The organism is Nissabacter sp. SGAir0207, assembly GCF_005491205.1.
Classification (GTDB): Bacteria; Pseudomonadota; Gammaproteobacteria; order Enterobacterales; family Enterobacteriaceae; genus Chimaeribacter.
The window spans coordinates 3,912,923-3,928,779 of the sequence record NZ_CP028035.1 but is presented as its reverse complement, the minus strand read 5'-3'; the positions used below and the strand labels follow the sequence as shown (position 1 = coordinate 3,928,779).

16 protein-coding genes are annotated in these 15,857 nt (G+C 60.9%); 9 read left to right on the top strand and 7 right to left on the bottom strand.

The features are described from left to right. Window positions 1-694: 694 nt before the first annotated feature. The 7 genes from rpmH (at window position 695) to C1N62_RS17645 (ending at window position 6,203) form a co-directional block, all read left to right on the top strand. Window positions 695-835, top strand: coding sequence for a 50S ribosomal protein L34 (gene rpmH, locus C1N62_RS17675; RefSeq protein ID WP_004093983.1), 141 nt, complete (start codon window positions 695-697; stop codon window positions 833-835). Between the two features lie 18 nt (window positions 836-853). Continuing rightward, window positions 854-1,213: a ribonuclease P protein component gene (gene rnpA / locus C1N62_RS17670; RefSeq protein WP_137764851.1), complete on the top strand. Its 360-nt coding sequence runs from the start codon at window positions 854-856 to the stop codon at window positions 1,211-1,213. Next, a complete protein-coding gene (gene yidD / locus C1N62_RS17665; RefSeq protein ID WP_137764850.1) occupies window positions 1,177-1,434 on the top strand; it encodes a membrane protein insertion efficiency factor YidD in 258 nt (85 codons plus the stop codon). Before rnpA ends, yidD begins: the two co-directional genes overlap by 37 nt. Window positions 1,435-1,436: 2 nt before the next feature. Further along, a complete protein-coding gene (yidC, locus tag C1N62_RS17660; protein ID WP_137764849.1) occupies window positions 1,437-3,077 on the top strand; it encodes a membrane protein insertase YidC in 1,641 nt (546 codons plus the stop codon). 90 nt (window positions 3,078-3,167) lie between these two features. Further along, window positions 3,168-4,532, top strand: a complete 1,365-nt coding sequence (mnmE, locus tag C1N62_RS17655; RefSeq protein ID WP_137764848.1) for a tRNA uridine-5-carboxymethylaminomethyl(34) synthesis GTPase MnmE — start codon at window positions 3,168-3,170, stop codon at window positions 4,530-4,532. A gap of 285 nt (window positions 4,533-4,817) precedes the next feature. After that, a complete protein-coding gene (locus C1N62_RS17650; protein ID WP_137764847.1) occupies window positions 4,818-5,543 on the top strand; it encodes a 4'-phosphopantetheinyl transferase superfamily protein in 726 nt (241 codons plus the stop codon). 90 nt (window positions 5,544-5,633) lie between these two features. Then, window positions 5,634-6,203 (top strand): NADPH-dependent FMN reductase, encoded by a 570-nt coding sequence (locus C1N62_RS17645; RefSeq protein ID WP_137764846.1) that lies wholly within the window; start codon window positions 5,634-5,636, stop codon window positions 6,201-6,203. Window positions 6,204-6,257: 54 nt separating this feature from the next. Here C1N62_RS17645 and C1N62_RS17640 read toward each other — a convergent pair whose 3' ends face one another. Then, on the bottom strand, window positions 6,258-7,592 hold the full coding sequence (locus C1N62_RS17640) for an NCS2 family permease (protein ID WP_137764845.1): 1,335 nt from the start codon (window positions 7,590-7,592) through the stop codon (window positions 6,258-6,260). A gap of 233 nt (window positions 7,593-7,825) precedes the next feature. Here C1N62_RS17640 and yieH point away from each other — a divergent pair, with 233 nt between their 5' ends. After that, window positions 7,826-8,503, top strand: coding sequence for a 6-phosphogluconate phosphatase (gene yieH, locus C1N62_RS17635; RefSeq protein WP_137764844.1), 678 nt, complete (start codon window positions 7,826-7,828; stop codon window positions 8,501-8,503). Here yieH and C1N62_RS17630 read toward each other — a convergent pair. Next, entirely contained in the window at window positions 8,500-10,356 is a 1,857-nt protein-coding gene (locus C1N62_RS17630) for a bifunctional sugar phosphate isomerase/epimerase/4-hydroxyphenylpyruvate dioxygenase family protein (protein WP_137764843.1), read from the bottom strand. The two genes, yieH and C1N62_RS17630, sit on opposite strands and share 4 nt — an antisense overlap. 228 nt (window positions 10,357-10,584) lie before the next feature. On the opposite strand from C1N62_RS17630, the gene C1N62_RS17625 reads away from it, so the two are divergent. Then, window positions 10,585-11,214, top strand: a complete 630-nt coding sequence (locus C1N62_RS17625) for a TetR family transcriptional regulator (protein ID WP_137764842.1) — start codon at window positions 10,585-10,587, stop codon at window positions 11,212-11,214. A gap of 3 nt (window positions 11,215-11,217) precedes the next feature. Here the strand turns inward: C1N62_RS17625 and phoU are convergent, their stop codons facing one another. The 5 genes from phoU to pstS all read right to left on the bottom strand — a co-directional run bounded on the left by phoU (window position 11,218) and on the right by pstS (window position 15,812). Continuing rightward, window positions 11,218-11,952 (bottom strand): phosphate signaling complex protein PhoU, encoded by a 735-nt coding sequence (gene phoU / locus C1N62_RS17620; RefSeq protein WP_137764841.1) that lies wholly within the window; start codon window positions 11,950-11,952, stop codon window positions 11,218-11,220. Between the two features lie 56 nt (window positions 11,953-12,008). Continuing rightward, window positions 12,009-12,785: a phosphate ABC transporter ATP-binding protein PstB gene (pstB, locus tag C1N62_RS17615; RefSeq protein ID WP_137764840.1), complete on the bottom strand. Its 777-nt coding sequence runs from the start codon at window positions 12,783-12,785 to the stop codon at window positions 12,009-12,011. Window positions 12,786-12,844: 59 nt separating this feature from the next. Continuing rightward, a complete protein-coding gene (pstA, locus tag C1N62_RS17610) occupies window positions 12,845-13,732 on the bottom strand; it encodes a phosphate ABC transporter permease PstA (RefSeq protein WP_137764839.1) in 888 nt (295 codons plus the stop codon). Window position 13,733: 1 nt separating this feature from the next. Further along, complete coding sequence (gene pstC / locus C1N62_RS17605; RefSeq protein ID WP_137764838.1) at window positions 13,734-14,690, bottom strand: phosphate ABC transporter permease PstC; 957 nt, start codon at window positions 14,688-14,690, stop codon at window positions 13,734-13,736. Window positions 14,691-14,771: 81 nt separating this feature from the next. Continuing rightward, window positions 14,772-15,812, bottom strand: coding sequence for a phosphate ABC transporter substrate-binding protein PstS (pstS, locus tag C1N62_RS17600; RefSeq protein ID WP_137764837.1), 1,041 nt, complete (start codon window positions 15,810-15,812; stop codon window positions 14,772-14,774). Between the last annotated feature and the right edge of the window lie 45 nt (window positions 15,813-15,857).

The window sequence follows — 15,857 nt, the reverse complement described above, 5'->3', positions numbered from 1 at the left end:
GGCGGACTCCACTCGAACAAGATCAACAAAAGAAAAGGATCAGGATACGTTTTAAATTCATGATTTTTGACACACGCCAGTTTTTGCAGACGCAACAGCGTGCGAACCGATTTTGACGGTTTGTGTCCGCCCCAATCCGGCAGTGGGATCGCGATCGGAATGGCGGATCATAACGCAATCCGGGAAAGAGATCCTCCCCTTCCTCACAGATTAGATCCTTTTTATCCACAGGTTTTATTTTCCCTGTGGCTTTCTTGTGGGCTGACGTGGACAAGACCGGATCCGGAGGCGCAAATAAGTGTATCCGATTGTGACGAAAATTCCGCCGATCCGACCGGGCCTGTGAATAAAATAGAATTGTCTGAAATGGCCCGGCAGCCGCGCCCTGACGGATCGCGACCGGGATCGGAGGATCAGCCCGCGATCCTTGCGCTTTGGCGGGGAGTCCGTATAATCTTCGCCCTACGTGTGATGCCTGTGTTCCTGATGGTCTAAACCAGATGGGATTCGGTGGTGACCACGGGCCACTTGGTAAACAACCGGGCAGGCTAAGCGATGTGAATTGACTCAGGACTGTACAATTAATACAATCCCGCTTCTTTATATGTTGCGATTGAGGCGTCGGTCGTTCTCACGCCGAATAGCCAAACGCGTTTACTGATCAGTAATTATTTAAGTTTAGGTAGAAATCGCTATGAAACGCACTTTCCAACCGTCCGTACTGAAGCGCAACCGTAGCCACGGTTTCCGTGCTCGTATGGCCACCAAAAATGGTCGTCAAGTTCTGGCCCGCCGTCGTGCGAAAGGCCGTACTCGTCTGACTGTTTCTAAGTAATAAAAGCTAACCCTTTTAGTGGTTAAGCTCGCATTTCCCAGGGAGTTACGTTTGTTAACTCCCACTCACTTCACTTTCGTCTTCCAGCAGCCACAACGGGCTGGCACGCCGCAAATCACTATTCTCGGCCGCCTGAACACGCTGGGGCATCCCCGCATCGGTCTTACCGTCGCCAAAAAGAACGTCAAACGCGCCCATGAGCGTAACCGGATCAAGCGCCTCACGCGTGAGAGCTTCCGTTTGCACCAGCATGAGCTGCCGCCGATGGATTTTGTGGTGGTCGCCAAAAAAGGTATTCAAGATCTCGATAACCGGGCACTGACGGAAGCGTTGGAGAAATTATGGCGCCGCCACTGTCGCCAGGCTCGCGCATCCTGATTGGGCTGATACGCGGTTATCAGCTCTTTATCAGTCCATTGCTTGGGCCGCATTGCCGCTTCAGGCCCACATGTTCTCACTACGGTATTGAGGCAGTGCGCCGTTTCGGCATGTTAAAAGGCAGTTGGTTGACAATCAAACGCGTATTAAAATGCCACCCCTTGAACCCAGGTGGCGACGATCCGGTGCCGCCGAAAACCGACAATAACAGAGAACACTAACGATGGATTCGCAACGCAATCTCTTTCTCATCGCTCTGCTGTTTGTGTCTTTCATGATCTGGCAGGCCTGGCAAACGGACCACGCTCCGCAACCGGCCAACCAGACCACGCAACAGACTTCCAACACAGTAGCCGGTGATGCTTCCAGCCAGGCGCTTCCCGCCAGCGGACAGGGTAAACTGATTACCGTTAAGACCGACGTATTGTCGCTGACGATCAATACCCGTGGCGGTGACATCGAACAAGCGCTGCTGCCGGCCTACCCGGACAGCCTGGGTTCAGACAAGCCATTCCAGCTGCTGGAAACCTCCTCCTCCTTTGTCTATCAGGCGCAGAGCGGCCTGACCGGCAAAAATGGCCCGGACAACCCGAACAATGGCCCGCGCCCGCTGTTCCAGACCGCCCAGGATACCTTTACCCTGGCTGACGGCCAGGAAGAGCTGCGTGTGCCGATGACCTACACTGCCGACAATGGCGTGGTCTACACCAAGACCTTCGTGCTGAAGCGCGGCCAGTATGCGGTGAACGTCGACTACCACATCAACAACGCCAGCACCGCGCCGCAGGAGATGACCCTGTTCGGCCAGCTGAAGCAGACCGTTGACCTGCCGAAGCACCGCGATACCGGCAGCAACAACTTCGCCCTGCACACCTACCGTGGCGCGGCCTTCTCTTCTACCGATGAGAAGTACAAGAAGTACAGCTTCGGCGACATCAAAGATGAGAACCTGAACATCAACACTCAGGGTGGCTGGGTTGCGATGCTGCAACAGTACTTCGCCACGGCCTGGGTGCCAGCGGCGAAAGACAGCAACACCTTCTACTCCACCAGCATGGGCAGTGACCTGGCCGCGATTGGCTTCAAGGGCGCACCGTTCGTGGTACAGCCGGGCGCGCAGCAGAGCGTGGCCGCGACCCTGTGGGTTGGCCCAGAGCTGCAGGACAAGATGGCTGCCGTGGCACCGCACCTTGACCTGACCGTGGACTACGGCTGGCTGTGGTTCATTTCCCAACCGCTGTTCAAGTTGCTGAAGTTCCTGCACAACTTCATCGGCAACTGGGGCTTCTCCATCATCGTCATCACCTTCATCGTGCGTGGCATCATGTACCCGCTGACCAAGGCGCAGTACACCTCGATGGCGAAAATGCGTATGCTGCAACCGAAAATCCAGGCCATGCGTGAGCGTCTGGGTGACGACAAGCAGCGTATGAGCCAGGAGATGATGGCGCTGTACAAGACCGAGAAGGTTAACCCGCTGGGCGGCTGCCTGCCGCTGGTTATCCAGATGCCGATCTTCCTGGCGCTCTACTACATGCTGATGGGCTCCGTGGAGCTGCGCCATGCGCCGTTCGCGCTGTGGATCCATGACCTCTCCGCACAGGACCCGTACTACATCCTGCCGATCCTGATGGGCGTGACGATGTTCTTCATCCAGAAGATGTCGCCGACCACCGTGACCGACCCGATGCAGCAGAAGATCATGACCTTCATGCCGGTCATCTTCACCGTGTTCTTCCTGTGGTTCCCGTCTGGTCTGGTGCTGTACTATATCGTCAGCAACCTGGTGACCATTCTCCAGCAGCAACTGATCTACCGTGGTCTGGAGAAGCGTGGCCTGCATAGCCGCGTGAAGAAGAGCTAATCCGCACCACACGCAACGGAAAGCAGATGAAGGCGGTCAATTGACCGCCTTCTTTTTTATCCCGTAACCAACGCCCATAAAGAGATTGTGATGAGTACCTCCGACACTATCGTTGCGCAGGCGACGCCACCGGGACGCGGCGGCGTCGGTATCCTGCGTATTTCCGGCCGCGCCGCCCGCGACGTCGCACAGGTGGTGCTCGGCAAACTGCCGAAGCCGCGCTACGCCGACTACCTCCCCTTCCGCGACGCGGAGGGTGCCACGCTGGACCAAGGCATTGCGCTCTGGTTCCCGGGGCCTAACTCGTTTACCGGTGAGGATGTGCTGGAGTTGCAGGGCCACGGCGGGCCAGTGATCCTCGACCTGCTGCTGAAACGCATTCTGGCGCTGCCGGGCGTGCGCATCGCGCGGCCGGGGGAGTTCTCCGAGCGGGCCTTCCTCAATGACAAACTCGATCTGGCGCAGGCTGAGGCAATTGCCGACCTGATTGACGCCAGCTCCGAGCAGGCGGCACGTTCGGCGATGAACTCCTTGCAGGGCGCGTTCTCCAACCGCGTGCACCAGCTGGTGGAAGCGCTGACCCACCTGCGCATCTACGTTGAGGCGGCCATCGACTTCCCGGACGAGGAGATCGACTTCCTCTCTGACGGCCGGATTGAGCAACAGCTCAACGCGGTGATGGGCGATCTGGAGGCCGTGCGCGCCGAGGCGCGTCAGGGCAGCCTGCTGCGTGAAGGGATGAAGGTGGTGATTGCTGGCCGTCCGAACGCTGGCAAATCCAGCTTGCTGAACGCGCTGGCGGGGCGCGAGGCGGCGATCGTCACTGACATCGCGGGCACCACCCGCGACGTGCTGCGTGAGCATATCCATATCGACGGGATGCCGCTGCACATCATCGACACCGCTGGCCTGCGTGACGCCAGCGACGAGGTGGAGCGCATCGGCATTGAGCGTGCCTGGAAAGAGATCGAGCAGGCGGATAGCGTGCTGTTTATGGTGGATGGCACCACCACCGACGCCGTGGAGCCTTCGGCCATCTGGCCAGAGTTCATGGCGCGCCTGCCAGCGCGGCTGCCGATCACCGTGGTGCGCAATAAGGCGGATGTCACCGGCGAGGCGCTGGGTGCCAGCGACATCAACGGCCACGCGGTGATTCGCCTCTCGGCGCGCACCGGCGACGGCGTGGAGGTGCTGCGTGAGCACCTGAAAGCCAGCATGGGCTTCAACAACAATATGGAAGGCGGCTTCCTGGCGCGCCGCCGCCACTTGCAGGCGCTGGAGCAGGCCGCCGCGCACTTGGTGCAGGGCAAGGATCAGCTGCTCGGCGCCTGGGCCGGCGAGCTGCTGGCCGAGGAGCTACGGCTGGCGCAACAGGCGCTCAGCGAGATCACCGGGGAGTTCACCTCGGACGACCTGCTCGGCCGCATCTTCTCCAGCTTCTGTATCGGCAAGTAAACGAAACCCGCCCTCCGGCGGGTTTTTTTATGTCCGCCGTCGGCCTGACCGTGCGCTACACATTGTTTCGTAAGGAAATCACTAAGGACTATTTAGGAATCCGCGGGCATGAAATCCGTATGATGGGCACCCCGCCAGGGTGGGAAAAACGGCCAGCCCTCTTCAAACGTAAAGTTAGGTTAATTCGGTGGCCGGGCGGCGGCACGTGGTGTTGCCGTGAAACTCTTGGTGTTATTCTTAGTCAGATAAAAATATTACGTGCGAACCATTATCAGGGAGTGACCGATGGCGTGCCATTATGCGAAGTGGATCCTGTCCGACCAAGAACCGGACCTGCGGCGGCTGAACCCGGATCTGGTGGCCACCGCCACCACGTTTTCCGCCAAGCGCCGACAGCGCTATCTGCATGGGCGGGTACTGCTGGCGGAGATGATGGCCTACTTCTACGGCATTCCCTTCCTGCCCAAAATCATCACCCCGCCGAATGGCCGCCCCTGTTTCGCTGACGCCAACCTGCCCGATTTCAGCCTTGCCTACGCGGGCAATACGCTGGGCGTGATGCTTAGCAGCGAGGGCAAAGTCGGGCTGGATATGGAAGTGATTCGCGCGCGCAGCAGCCAGGTGATGCAGCTGCACAATGAGCACCTCAGCTCCGCCGAGCAGGCGTGGGTCACGGAGCAGACCGAGCCACTGGAGGCCGCCACCCAGCTTTGGTGCATCCGCCAGAGCATCCTGAAGCTCTCTGGCCTCGGCAACAGCGGCCTCGACACCCTGCGCCTGCACCCGGCCTCGGGCCGGTTGCGCTCCAGCGTCCTGCCGGATGTGCAGGTGGTCAGCGACAGCGACTCGCTGTTTGCCTGGGCCTGCGCGCAATCCCCCACCCTTGGCCGCATGGTACAGTGGCGCTTCCAGCCTGACAGCGGCTTCAGCCAGCTGCCAGAGAGCATCGCCGCGCCCCACGTCCTCTCCTCCCACTTCATGAAGCTACTCAGCCTGCCGCCGACCAAATAGCCCACCGGCGATCTGCTACGCTTAACGGGTAAAATTCCTCTGGGGGCGCGGCCCCCGGCCAATCCCTGTTGAAGTGCTAAGGAGTCCCGGATGTCTGATCGACCGCTGCATATCGTCACCCTGCTTGGCAGCCTGCGCAAAGGCTCTTACAACGCGATGGTGGCGCGTACCCTGCCCAAACTGGCCCCAGAGGGCATGACCATCAGTGCGCTGCCTTCCATCGCTGGCATCCCGATCTATGATGCCGATATCCAGCAGGATGAGGGGTTTCCGCAGCGGGTGGAGGAGATCGCCGCGCAGATCCAGAAGGCGGATGGCGTGATTATCGTGACGCCGGAGTACAACTACTCGGTGCCGGGCGGGCTAAAGAACGCGATTGACTGGCTCTCGCGCCTGCCGCAGCAGCCGCTGGCGAAAAAGCCGGTCGCCCTCCAGACCAGCTCGATGGGCGGCATCGGCGGCGCGCGCTGCCAGTACCATCTGCGCCAGATTCTGGTCTACCTCGATGCGCTGGTGTTGAATAAGCCGGAGTTTATGGGCGGGGTGATCCAGAACAAGGTTGATGAGCAGATTGGCGAGGTGATTGACCAGAGCACACTCGACTTCCTTGGCGGCCAGCTGACCGCCTTTGGCCAGTTCATTCGCAAGGTGAGCGGCTAAACGCCCGCCATAAAAAAAGGCCGCCCGAGGGCGGCCTTTTTGCCTCTACCGATCTTAATGGTCGATAAAGGCGATTTTCAGCACGAACAGCAGCGCCACCACGATCACGCACGGGTTCAGCTCTTTCAGCCGGCCGGTGCCAATCTTCATCACGCAGTAGGAGATGAAGCCCAGCGCGATGCCTTCGGTGATGGAGAAGCTGAACGGCATCATCACGGCGGTGACGAAGGCCGGGACGGCCTCGGTCAGGTCGTTCCAGGAGACGCGCGCCAGGCTGGAGGTCATCAGCACGCCCACGTAGATCAGCGCGCCAGCCGCCGCGTAGCCCGGCACCATGCCTGCCAGCGGGGAGATGAAGATCACCAGCAGGAACAGGATGCCGACCACCACCGCCGTCAGGCCGGTACGGCCACCGACGGAGACGCCGGAGGTGCTCTCGATGTAAGCGGTCACGGAGGAGGTGCCAACGAAGGCGCCCGCCACCGAGCTGATGCTGTCAACGAACAGCGCCGGTTTCATGCGCGGGAACTTGCCCTGCGCGTCAGCCAGGCCAGCCTTGTCGGTCACGCCGATCAGGGTGCCGGAGGAGTCAAACAGGTTCACCAGCATGAAGGAGAAGATCACCCCCGCCAGCCCGACGTTCAGTGCGCCCGCCAGATCCACCTGGCCCACCACGGTGGTGATGCTCGGCGGCAGGGCGAAGATGCCATTGTACTGCACATCGCCCAGCGCCCAGCCAATCAGCGTGGTCACAACAATCGAGATCAGCACCGCCGCGTGGATATTGCGCGACGCCAGAATGGCGATGATAAAGAAGCCGAGGATGCCCAGCAGCACGCCGTGGGAGGAGAGATCGCCGATGGCGGCGATGGTATCAGTGTTCGCCACGATGATGCCGGCGTTTTTCAGCCCCATCATGCCGATGAACAGCCCGATGCCGCTGGTGATGCCCACCCGCAGGCTGACCGGGATATTGGCGATCATCCAGTAGCGGATGCGGAACAGGGTCAGCAGGAAGAAGCCGACCGCGCCCCAGAAGATTGCGCCCATTGCCACTTGCCAGGAGATGCCCATCGCACCCACCACCACAAAGGCGAAGAAGGCGTTCAGGCCCATGGCGGGTGCCAGCGCCACCGGCAGGTTCGCCAGCAGCCCCATAAAGATGGTGCCAAACGCCGCGATCAGGCAGGTGGTAACGAAGACTGCCCGGACATCCATGCCCGCAACCCCGAGGATCTGTGGGTTAACAAAAACGATATACACCATCGTCAAGAAGGTGGTCAGGCCGGCGATCACTTCCGTACGCGCCGTTGTGCCATGCTGCTTCAGCTTAAACACGCGCTCAAGCAGGCCGTTCTCCGCAGCCGGGGTGGGTTGTGGTTTGCTCATTTATCTGATTTCCGAAGAGGGAAAAGGGATGGTCGGGGGCTATCCTATAACAAAAAATAGGAATTTTGACGCGCAGCTCACACTTTTTTTCGCGGATTTTCCCCGCATGTTATCGTTTTCGCCGTGCAAAAAAACGCGAAGTGCCCACAGGCGAGTATAGGTTTCGATTGCGCCGCGCGCCGGAAAAGTGCTGTTATTTCCCGCTGGCATCCGGCCAACTGAAGGAGAGAGGGATGAAAGACATTGAGTGCGTGTTTTTTGATTGCGACGGTACGCTGGTAGACAGCGAAACGCTCTGCTGCCGGGGCTTTGTGCTGATGTTCGCCCACTATGGCATCACGCTGCCGCTGGAGGAGGCGATGACGCGCTACAAGGGCATCAAACTCTACGAGATTATCGATCAGGTCTGCCGCCGCCACGGCATGGAGCCGAAGGTCAGCGAGATGGAGGCGTTCTACCGCCAGACCATCGCGCAGCTGTTTGAACAGGAGCTGGTGGCGATTGACGGCGTGGCCCCGCTGCTGGCGCAGATCAGCGCGCCGATCTGTGTGGTGTCAAATGGCCCGGTGAGCAAGATGCAGCACTCCCTCGGCCTGACCGGCCTGCTGCCGTTCTTTGTGGATGGCGATCGCCACCGCCTGTTCAGCGGCTATGACGTGCAGCGCTGGAAACCCGATCCGGCGCTGTTACACCACGCCGCGCGCCAGATGGGCGTGGACATCAGTCGCTGCATTCTGGTGGAGGACTCGCTGTATGGCGCGCAAGCCGGGATTGCCGCTGGCATCCCGGTCTTCTACTACTGCGCCGATCCGCGTAACCCGGTGATTGACCACCCGCTGGTGACGCCGTTCCACGATATGCACGCCCTGCCGGGCCTGTGGCGCCAGCAGGGCTACCGCCTGACGCGCTAGGGCTGCTGCTGCATGGTCAGCCGCACGCCAGCATTGGCGGCACCGTACTGCCGGTAGCCGCCACGGCGCTCAAGCAATTCGAAGAAGAAACGCCCCTCCGCCGCGGGCCGGGTGTAGGCGTGCAGCAACTCGCCGCCTTCGTCATCGCGGTCATACAGCACTTGGTGCGCCTCCAACTGTTGCAGGAATTCAGCGGACAGGCCAAAGCGCGCCGCCAGATCCTCATAGTAGTTTTCCGGCACCGGCAGCAGGGTCAGGCCACGGGCGCGGGCGGCCTCAACGGCGGCAAAGATCTCTGTGGTGGCGAAGGCCGCATGTTGCAGGCCCGCCCCGCGGTAGGAGGCCACGGCGCGGGCGATCAGCGTCTCCTCGCTCTGGGAGATGTTGAGCGGCAGGCGTACCCGGTTCTCCGGGTCATGCGCCACCTGGCTGCGCACAATGCCAAACGGGTCGTTTAGCTCCTGCGTCTCATCCAGCGTAAAGCCGAGCACGCTGCGCAGGAACATCACCCAGTTCTGGCGCATGGCGGCTGGGATCGCCAGCGCCAGATGGTCAATGCCCTGCCAGCCCGCCGCTGGCGCGCTCTCCAACTGGAAATCCTGTGACCAGCCATCCTCTTCCACCAGATAGATCAGGCTGCCATCCGGCGCGCAGAGCGCCGGAATGGGGCGCTCATTGGGGCCGCATTCTGGCGGGAAGAGGGCGTAGCCAAACGCCTGCGCCCGCTGCAACAGCGGGGCCGCCTGATCCACCCGCAGCGCCAGCGCGCACATCGACAGCCCGTGGCGCTCGTGCCAGTCGGCGGCCATGCTGTGCGGCTGGCGGTTGATGATGACGCTCGCCGCGCCATTCTGGTAGAGGGAAACGGCTTTCGAGCGGTGCTCGCCGCGCTTCTCCAGCCCCAGTTGCGTCAGGCCCTGCGCCAGCGGCGCGGCCTCACGCTCATTCACGGTGAACTCGATGAACTCCACGCCGTGGTAGCCCGGCGCGGCGGGGGCGGTGAACAGCTCGTCGGGCGCTGGCTCGCCCGCCTGCTCCAGCGCACGGCGGGTCTGCTCCTCTAAATAGAGCAGCGAACGGTAGCCATCCCGCGCGGTGGGCGCGGCCGGTTCGGCGCGGAAGGTGTCATTGAAGATCTCCAGCGACCACGGCCCACGGTAGCCGCGCTGCGTCAACTGGGTGGCAAATTTCTCCAGCGGCAGCCCGCCCTGTCCGGGGAAGCAGCGGAAGTGGCGGCTCCACTCCAGCGTATCCATCTTCAGCAGCGGCGCGTCGGCCATCTGCACGAAGGTGATCTTCTCGAGCGGCACCTCTCCCAGCCGGTCGAGGTTGTCTCCCAGCGACAGCACATGGAAGCTGTCGAGCACGATGCCCATCGCCGGGCTGTCCACCTCACGCACCCGATCCCACGCCTGCTGGTAGTGGTTGACGTGCGCCCCCCAAGCCAGTGCCTCATAGCCGAGGGCGATCTGGTGCTCCTGCGCCAGCGCCGCCAGCCGCGCCAGATCGGCCACCTGCACCTCGCGCTCGGCGCTGCTTTCCGGCGAGACGTTGCTGCACACCAGCATGGTGTCGCAGCCCAGCTCATGCATCAGTTCAAACTTGCGCCGCGCCCGCTCCAGGTGGTTTGGCAACTGGTCGCGCGGGTTGCCCTCAAAGTTACGGAACGGCTGGAACAGGGTGATCGCCAGCCCCAAATCCGCCGCGCGCTGGCGGATCTCCGCCGGTTTGCCGGGATAGTAGAGCAGGTCGTTCTCAAAGATCTCAATGCCATCAAAACCGGCGTCAGCAATGGCCTGCATTTTTTCCGGCAATGAACCGGACACTGACACCGTGGCGATAGAGCGAAGCATAGATTTCCCCTTTTTTCATACGAATAGGAACCAAAACCGGCTGGCGCGCATCAGGGGTGGAAGGCCGCAGCATATGCATTAAGTTTTGAACCAGAGGGTTCGTTTAGTCAAGGCGACGTACGGCGACGGGCGTTTCGTTTGTATCGCCCGGCCAGAATCGTTACTCTTTCTCCCCAGAGAAAAGAGTGTTAATGACCACGCGAGGAGCCGAGTCTGAGCAGCCAAGAGATGCCCGTCGTCGGACGTAAAAATGATCCGGTGGGATTGAAAAACCGCATTTTTCACAGCGCGCTGACCGAGTTTGCCGAGTCAGGGCTGAATGGCGCGCGGATGGAGAAGATCGCCGAGCAGGCGGGCACCACCAAACGGATGGTGGTGTACCATTTCAAGAACAAAGAGACGCTCTATATCAACGTGCTGGAGCACGTCTACAGCCAGATCCGCCAGCATGAGGTGGGGCTGAACCTCGCCACGCTGCCGCCAGCGGAGGCGCTGGTGCGGCTGGTGGAGGCGAGCTTTAACTTCCATGTGCAGAACGCCGACTTCATCCGCATCATCTGCATGGAGAACATGATGCGCGGGCGCTACATCCGCCAGTCGACGCAGATCAAGGCGTTGAACCGCAGCGCGCTGACGGTGCTGGAAGATATTTTGAGTAGGGGCAAGGCAAGTGGGCTGTTCAAGGCGGATGTGGCGGCGCGCGACGTGCACCGCCTGATCAGCAGCCTGAGCTTCCATCAGGCTGCCAACCAGTACACCTTCGACACGCTGTTCGAAGGCAACTCGCAGGATGAGAACTACATCGCCCACTTCCGCCGGATGGCGGTGCAGGTGACGCTACGGTTCGTCACCCTGTAGGCATCAATCTGCCGGCGTATTGTCCTTGTCGCCGGCCAGCAGCACATCCAGCGCATCGCCGCCCAAGTGGCGGAAATCCTGCCCTTTCACGAAGTAGAAGATAAATTCGCAGATGTTCTGGCAGCGGTCGCCGATGCGCTCAATCGAGCGGGCGCAGAACAGCGCGGTCAGCACGCTCGGAATGGTGCGCGAATCTTCCATCATGTAGGTCATCAGCTGGCGCACGATCCCTTCGTACTCCTGATCGACCTTTTTATCCTCGCGGTAGATGCGGATCGCCTCATCCAGATCCATGCGCGCAAAGGCATCCAGCACGTCATGCAGCATCTGCACGGTGTGGCGGCCCAGCGACTCCAGGCTGACCAGCAGCGGCTGGTGCTGGTGGGAGAACTTCTCCAGCGCGGTGCGGCAGATTTTGTCCGCCACGTCGCCGATGCGCTCCAGCTCCGAGATGGTCTTGATGATCGCCATCACCAGACGCAGGTCGCTGGCGGTGGGCTGGCGCTTAGCGATGATGCGCACGCACGCCTCATCGATGGCCACCTCCATCATGTTCACCTGGCGGTCGCCCTCAATCACGCGCTGGGCGAGATCGCCATCCTGATTGTGCATGGCGGTGATGGCATCGGTCAGTTGCTGCTCCACCAGCCCGCCCATGGTCAGAACCTGGGTGCGGATGTGCTCCAGCTCGGCGTTGAACTGGCCGGAAATGTGTTTATTGAGATTCAGATTGTCCATGTGCTAGTCCTGTTAACCTGCAAAAGGTGACGCGCAACCCTGTACCTGGCGCGGGATCAGCCGTAGCGGCCGGTAATGTAGTCTTCGGTCTGTCTCTGCGCCGGAGACGTGAACAGGGTGTCAGTATCACTGAATTCGATCAACTCACCCAGGTACATAAAAGCGGTGTGGTCTGAGCAACGTGCCGCCTGCTGCATGTTGTGCGTCACGATCACCACGGTGTAGTCCTGCTTCAGCTCGGTGATCAGCTCCTCAATCTTGCCGGTGGAGATGGGGTCAAGGGCCGAGCATGGCTCATCGAGCAGCAGCACTTCCGGGCGGATGGCGATGCCACGCGCGATGCACAGGCGCTGCTGCTGGCCGCCGGAGAGGCTGTAGCCGCTCTGGTGCAGCTTGTCTTTCGACTCATTCCACAGCGCCGCCTTGGTCAGCGCCCACTGCACGCGCTCGTCCATGTCCGCGCGGGAGAGGTTTTCAAACAGGCGCACGCCGAAGGCGATGTTGTCATAGATCGACATCGGGAACGGGGTCGGCTTCTGGAACACCATGCCCACCTTGGCGCGCAGCAGGGCGATGTCCTGCTTGTCGGTCAGGATGTTTTCGCCATCCAGCAGGATGCCGCCCTCGGCGCGCTGGTCTGGGTAGAGCTGGTACATCTTGTTGAAGGTGCGCAGCAGGGTCGATTTGCCGCAGCCCGAGGGGCCGATAAACGCCGTCACCTTGTTCTGGGCGATATCCAGCGAGATGTTTTTCAGCGCGTGGAATTTGCCGTAGTAGAAGTTGAGGTCACGGACCTGGATTTTGCCTGCGGTGGCGTCAGTTGCGATGCTCATCTCTCTGTCTCTCAGTTTGCCGGCGCCGCCTTGGCGCGCCGGGCGAATAGGGTGGCCAATCAGTGCTTCTGCTTGGCGAAAATCACGCGCGCCACAATGTTCAGCAGCAGGACGCAGAGGGTAATCAACAGGACACCGGCCCATGCCAGCTCCTGCCACTCCGCGAACGGGCTCATGGCGAACTTAAAGATGGTGACCGGCAGGTTGGCGATCGGCTGCATCAGGTCGGTGCTCCAGAACTGGTTGGAGAGCGACGTGAAGAGTAGCGGGGCGGTTTCGCCAGCGATGCGCGCCACCGCCAGCAGGACGCCGGTGATGATGCCGGAGACCGAGGCCTTCAGTGTAATGGCCGAGATCATCTTCCATTTCGGCGTGCCGAGGGCGTAAGCCGCCTCGCGCAGGCTGTCCGGCACCAGCTTCAGCATGTTTTCAGTGGTGCGGATAACAATCGGGATCTGCAACAGCGCCAGCGCCAAAATGCCCGCCAAGCCGGAGAAGTGGCCCATCTGTGCCACCACCAGCGTATAGACGAACAGGCCGACCACGATCGAGGGCGCGGAGAGCAGGATGTCGTTGATGAAGCGGATCACCTCAGCCAGCCAGGATTTGCGCCCATACTCGGCCAGGTAGATGCCCGCCATCACGCCCAGCGGCGTGCCCACCAGCGTCGCCCAGCCAATCAGCAGGCCGCTGCCGATAATGGCGTTCAGCAGCCCGCCGCCGGCGGTGTTCGGCGGCGGCGTCATCTCGGTGAACAGTGCCATCGACATGCCGTCAAACCCGCGCACCAGCGTGGTAAACAGGATCCAGCAGAGCCAGAACAGGCCGAAGGCCATGGTGCTCATGGAGAGGAACAGCGCGAAGCGGTTCTTCTGGCGGCGCCATGCCTGTTTTTTGCGGCGTGACTCACGCAGCGCCGCGCTTTGTTGTATGTCCATCGTCGCCATGCTAGCGGCCCTCATTCTTCGCCAGACGCATCACCATCACTTTCGACAGCGCCAGGACAATAAAGGTAATCACGAACAGGATCAGGCCCAGCTCCATCAGCGCGGCGGTGTGCACGCCGGATTCCGCTTCCGCGAATTCGTTGGCCAGTGCCGAAGTGATGCTGTTGCCCGGCATGTAGAGCGACAGGCTGTCGAGTTGGTAGGTGTTGCCGATGATGAAGGTCACCGCCATGGTTTCACCAAGCGCACGCCCCAGCCCCAGCATCACGCCGCCTATCACGCCGTTTTTGGTGTAGGGCAGCACGATGCGCCAGATCACTTCCCAGGTGGTGCAGCCGATGCCGTAGGCCGACTCTTTCATCATCACTGGGGTCTGCTCGAAGACGTCACGCATCACCGCCGCGATGTACGGGATGATCATGATGGCGAGGATCACGCCAGCGGCCAGAATACCGATACCGAAGGCCGGGCCGGAGAAGAGCACGCCGACAAACGGGATGCTGGAGAGCACGTTGCCCACCGGCTCCTGGAAATAGGTGGCAAACAGCGGGGCGAACACGAACAGGCCCCACATGCCGTACACGATACTGGGGATGGCCGCCAGCAGCTCAATGGCGATACCCAGCGGGCGCTTCAGCCAGTTGGGGGCCAGTTCCGTCAGGAACAGGGCGATGCCGAAACTCACCGGCACCGCGATAATCAGGGCGATCACGGAGGTCACGACCGTACCGTAGATCGGCACCAGCGCGCCGAACTGCTCGGCAGGCGCGTCCCACTCCTTGGTCCAGAGGAAGGCGAACCCAAATTTTTGGATGCTTGGCCAGGAGGAGATGATCAGCGAGACGATGATGCCGCCGAGCAGCATCAGGGTGATCAGGGCGGCCAGCTTGACCAGCGCCCCAAACAGGATGTCACCGTTTTTGCTCGGTGGCTTAATAGCCGGCTTGTACTCAGCCATACGACGCTCTTCTCATTAACAAGATGGCCCGGCCGCAGGCCGGGCTTGGTAACCCGGCGAAGCCGGGCCGCGGTAGCCGGATCAGTACAGGGCTTTTCCGCTGCTGTCTTTGATGCTCTCTTTCCAGGAAGCGCGGATCTGCGTGACTACCTGCTCCGGCAGGGTAGCGTAGTCAAGATCGTTGGCGATCTGGTTGCCGTTCTTGTATGCCCAGTCGAAGAACTTCAGCACTTCGGCACCCTGTTGGGCATTCGGCTGGTTCTTGTAGATCAGGATGAAGGTGGTGGAGGTGATCGGCCAGGCGTCACCACCCTTCTGGTTGGTCAGATCCTGCGCGAAGGAGGTGCTCCAGTCTGCGCCCTTGGCGGCCGCGCTGAACGCTTCTTCCGTCGGGGAGACAGCCTGACCATCGGCGTTCACCAGCTTGGTGTAGGCCAGTTTGTTCTGCTTAGCGTAGGCATACTCAACGTAACCGATGGAACCCGGCAGACGCTGGACGAAGGCGGCAACGCCGTCATTGCCCTTGCCGCCCAGACCGGTCGGCCAGTTCACGGTGTTGCCCGCGCCCACTTTCTCTTTCCACTCGCCATTCACCTTCGCCAGGTAGCTGGTGAAGACGAAGGAGGTGCCGGAACCGTCAGCGCGGCGCACCACGGCGATGTTCTGGTCTGGCAGTTTCACGCCGGGGTTCAGTTTGCTGATGGCCGGATCGTTCCACTTCTTGATTTTGCCCAGGTAGATGTCACCCAGGGTGGCGCCATCCAGCATCAGGTCGCCCGATTTCAGGCCCGGCAGGTTCACCGCCAGCACCACGCCGCCAATCACGGTCGGGAACTGGAACAGACCGCTGCTGTTCAGCTTGTCTTCCGCCATCGGGGCATCAGAGGCACCGAAATCTACGGTCTTGGCAATGATCTGCTTCACGCCACCTGACGAGCCGATCCCCTGGTAGTTCACCTGGTTGCCGGTCTCTTTCTGGTAGCTATCGGCCCACTTGGCATACACCGGAGCCGGGAAGGTGCCGCCGGCGCCGGTCAGGCTGGCTGCGGCGAAGGCGGACATTGTCGTGAACGAAAAGGTCGCTGCCACAATACCGGCGACGGTGGTACGCATCAGTTTCATAATCTCTCCTGGGGATGGCAATCCGGCTTAGGCCGTTTTTTGAGT

Bases quoted from the DNA above. Each gene is read 5' to 3' on its own strand.
- rpmH (WP_004093983.1), top strand. From the start codon at position 695: ATGAAACGCACTTTCCAACCGTCCGTACTGAAGCGCAACCGTAGCCAC.
- yidD (WP_137764850.1), top strand. From the start codon at position 1,177: ATGGCGCCGCCACTGTCGCCAGGCTCGCGCATCCTGATTGGGCTGATA.
- yidC (WP_137764849.1), top strand. From the start codon at position 1,437: ATGGATTCGCAACGCAATCTCTTTCTCATCGCTCTGCTGTTTGTGTCT.
- mnmE (WP_137764848.1), top strand. From the start codon at position 3,168: ATGAGTACCTCCGACACTATCGTTGCGCAGGCGACGCCACCGGGACGC.
- C1N62_RS17650 (WP_137764847.1), top strand. From the start codon at position 4,818: ATGGCGTGCCATTATGCGAAGTGGATCCTGTCCGACCAAGAACCGGAC.
- C1N62_RS17645 (WP_137764846.1), top strand. From the start codon at position 5,634: ATGTCTGATCGACCGCTGCATATCGTCACCCTGCTTGGCAGCCTGCGC.
- C1N62_RS17640 (WP_137764845.1), bottom strand. From the start codon at position 7,592: ATGAGCAAACCACAACCCACCCCGGCTGCGGAGAACGGCCTGCTTGAG.
- yieH (WP_137764844.1), top strand. From the start codon at position 7,826: ATGAAAGACATTGAGTGCGTGTTTTTTGATTGCGACGGTACGCTGGTA.
- C1N62_RS17630 (WP_137764843.1), bottom strand. From the start codon at position 10,356: ATGCTTCGCTCTATCGCCACGGTGTCAGTGTCCGGTTCATTGCCGGAA.
- C1N62_RS17625 (WP_137764842.1), top strand. From the start codon at position 10,585: ATGCCCGTCGTCGGACGTAAAAATGATCCGGTGGGATTGAAAAACCGC.
- phoU (WP_137764841.1), bottom strand. From the start codon at position 11,952: ATGGACAATCTGAATCTCAATAAACACATTTCCGGCCAGTTCAACGCC.
- pstB (WP_137764840.1), bottom strand. From the start codon at position 12,785: ATGAGCATCGCAACTGACGCCACCGCAGGCAAAATCCAGGTCCGTGAC.
- pstA (WP_137764839.1), bottom strand. From the start codon at position 13,732: ATGGCGACGATGGACATACAACAAAGCGCGGCGCTGCGTGAGTCACGC.
- pstC (WP_137764838.1), bottom strand. From the start codon at position 14,690: ATGGCTGAGTACAAGCCGGCTATTAAGCCACCGAGCAAAAACGGTGAC.
- pstS (WP_137764837.1), bottom strand. From the start codon at position 15,812: ATGAAACTGATGCGTACCACCGTCGCCGGTATTGTGGCAGCGACCTTT.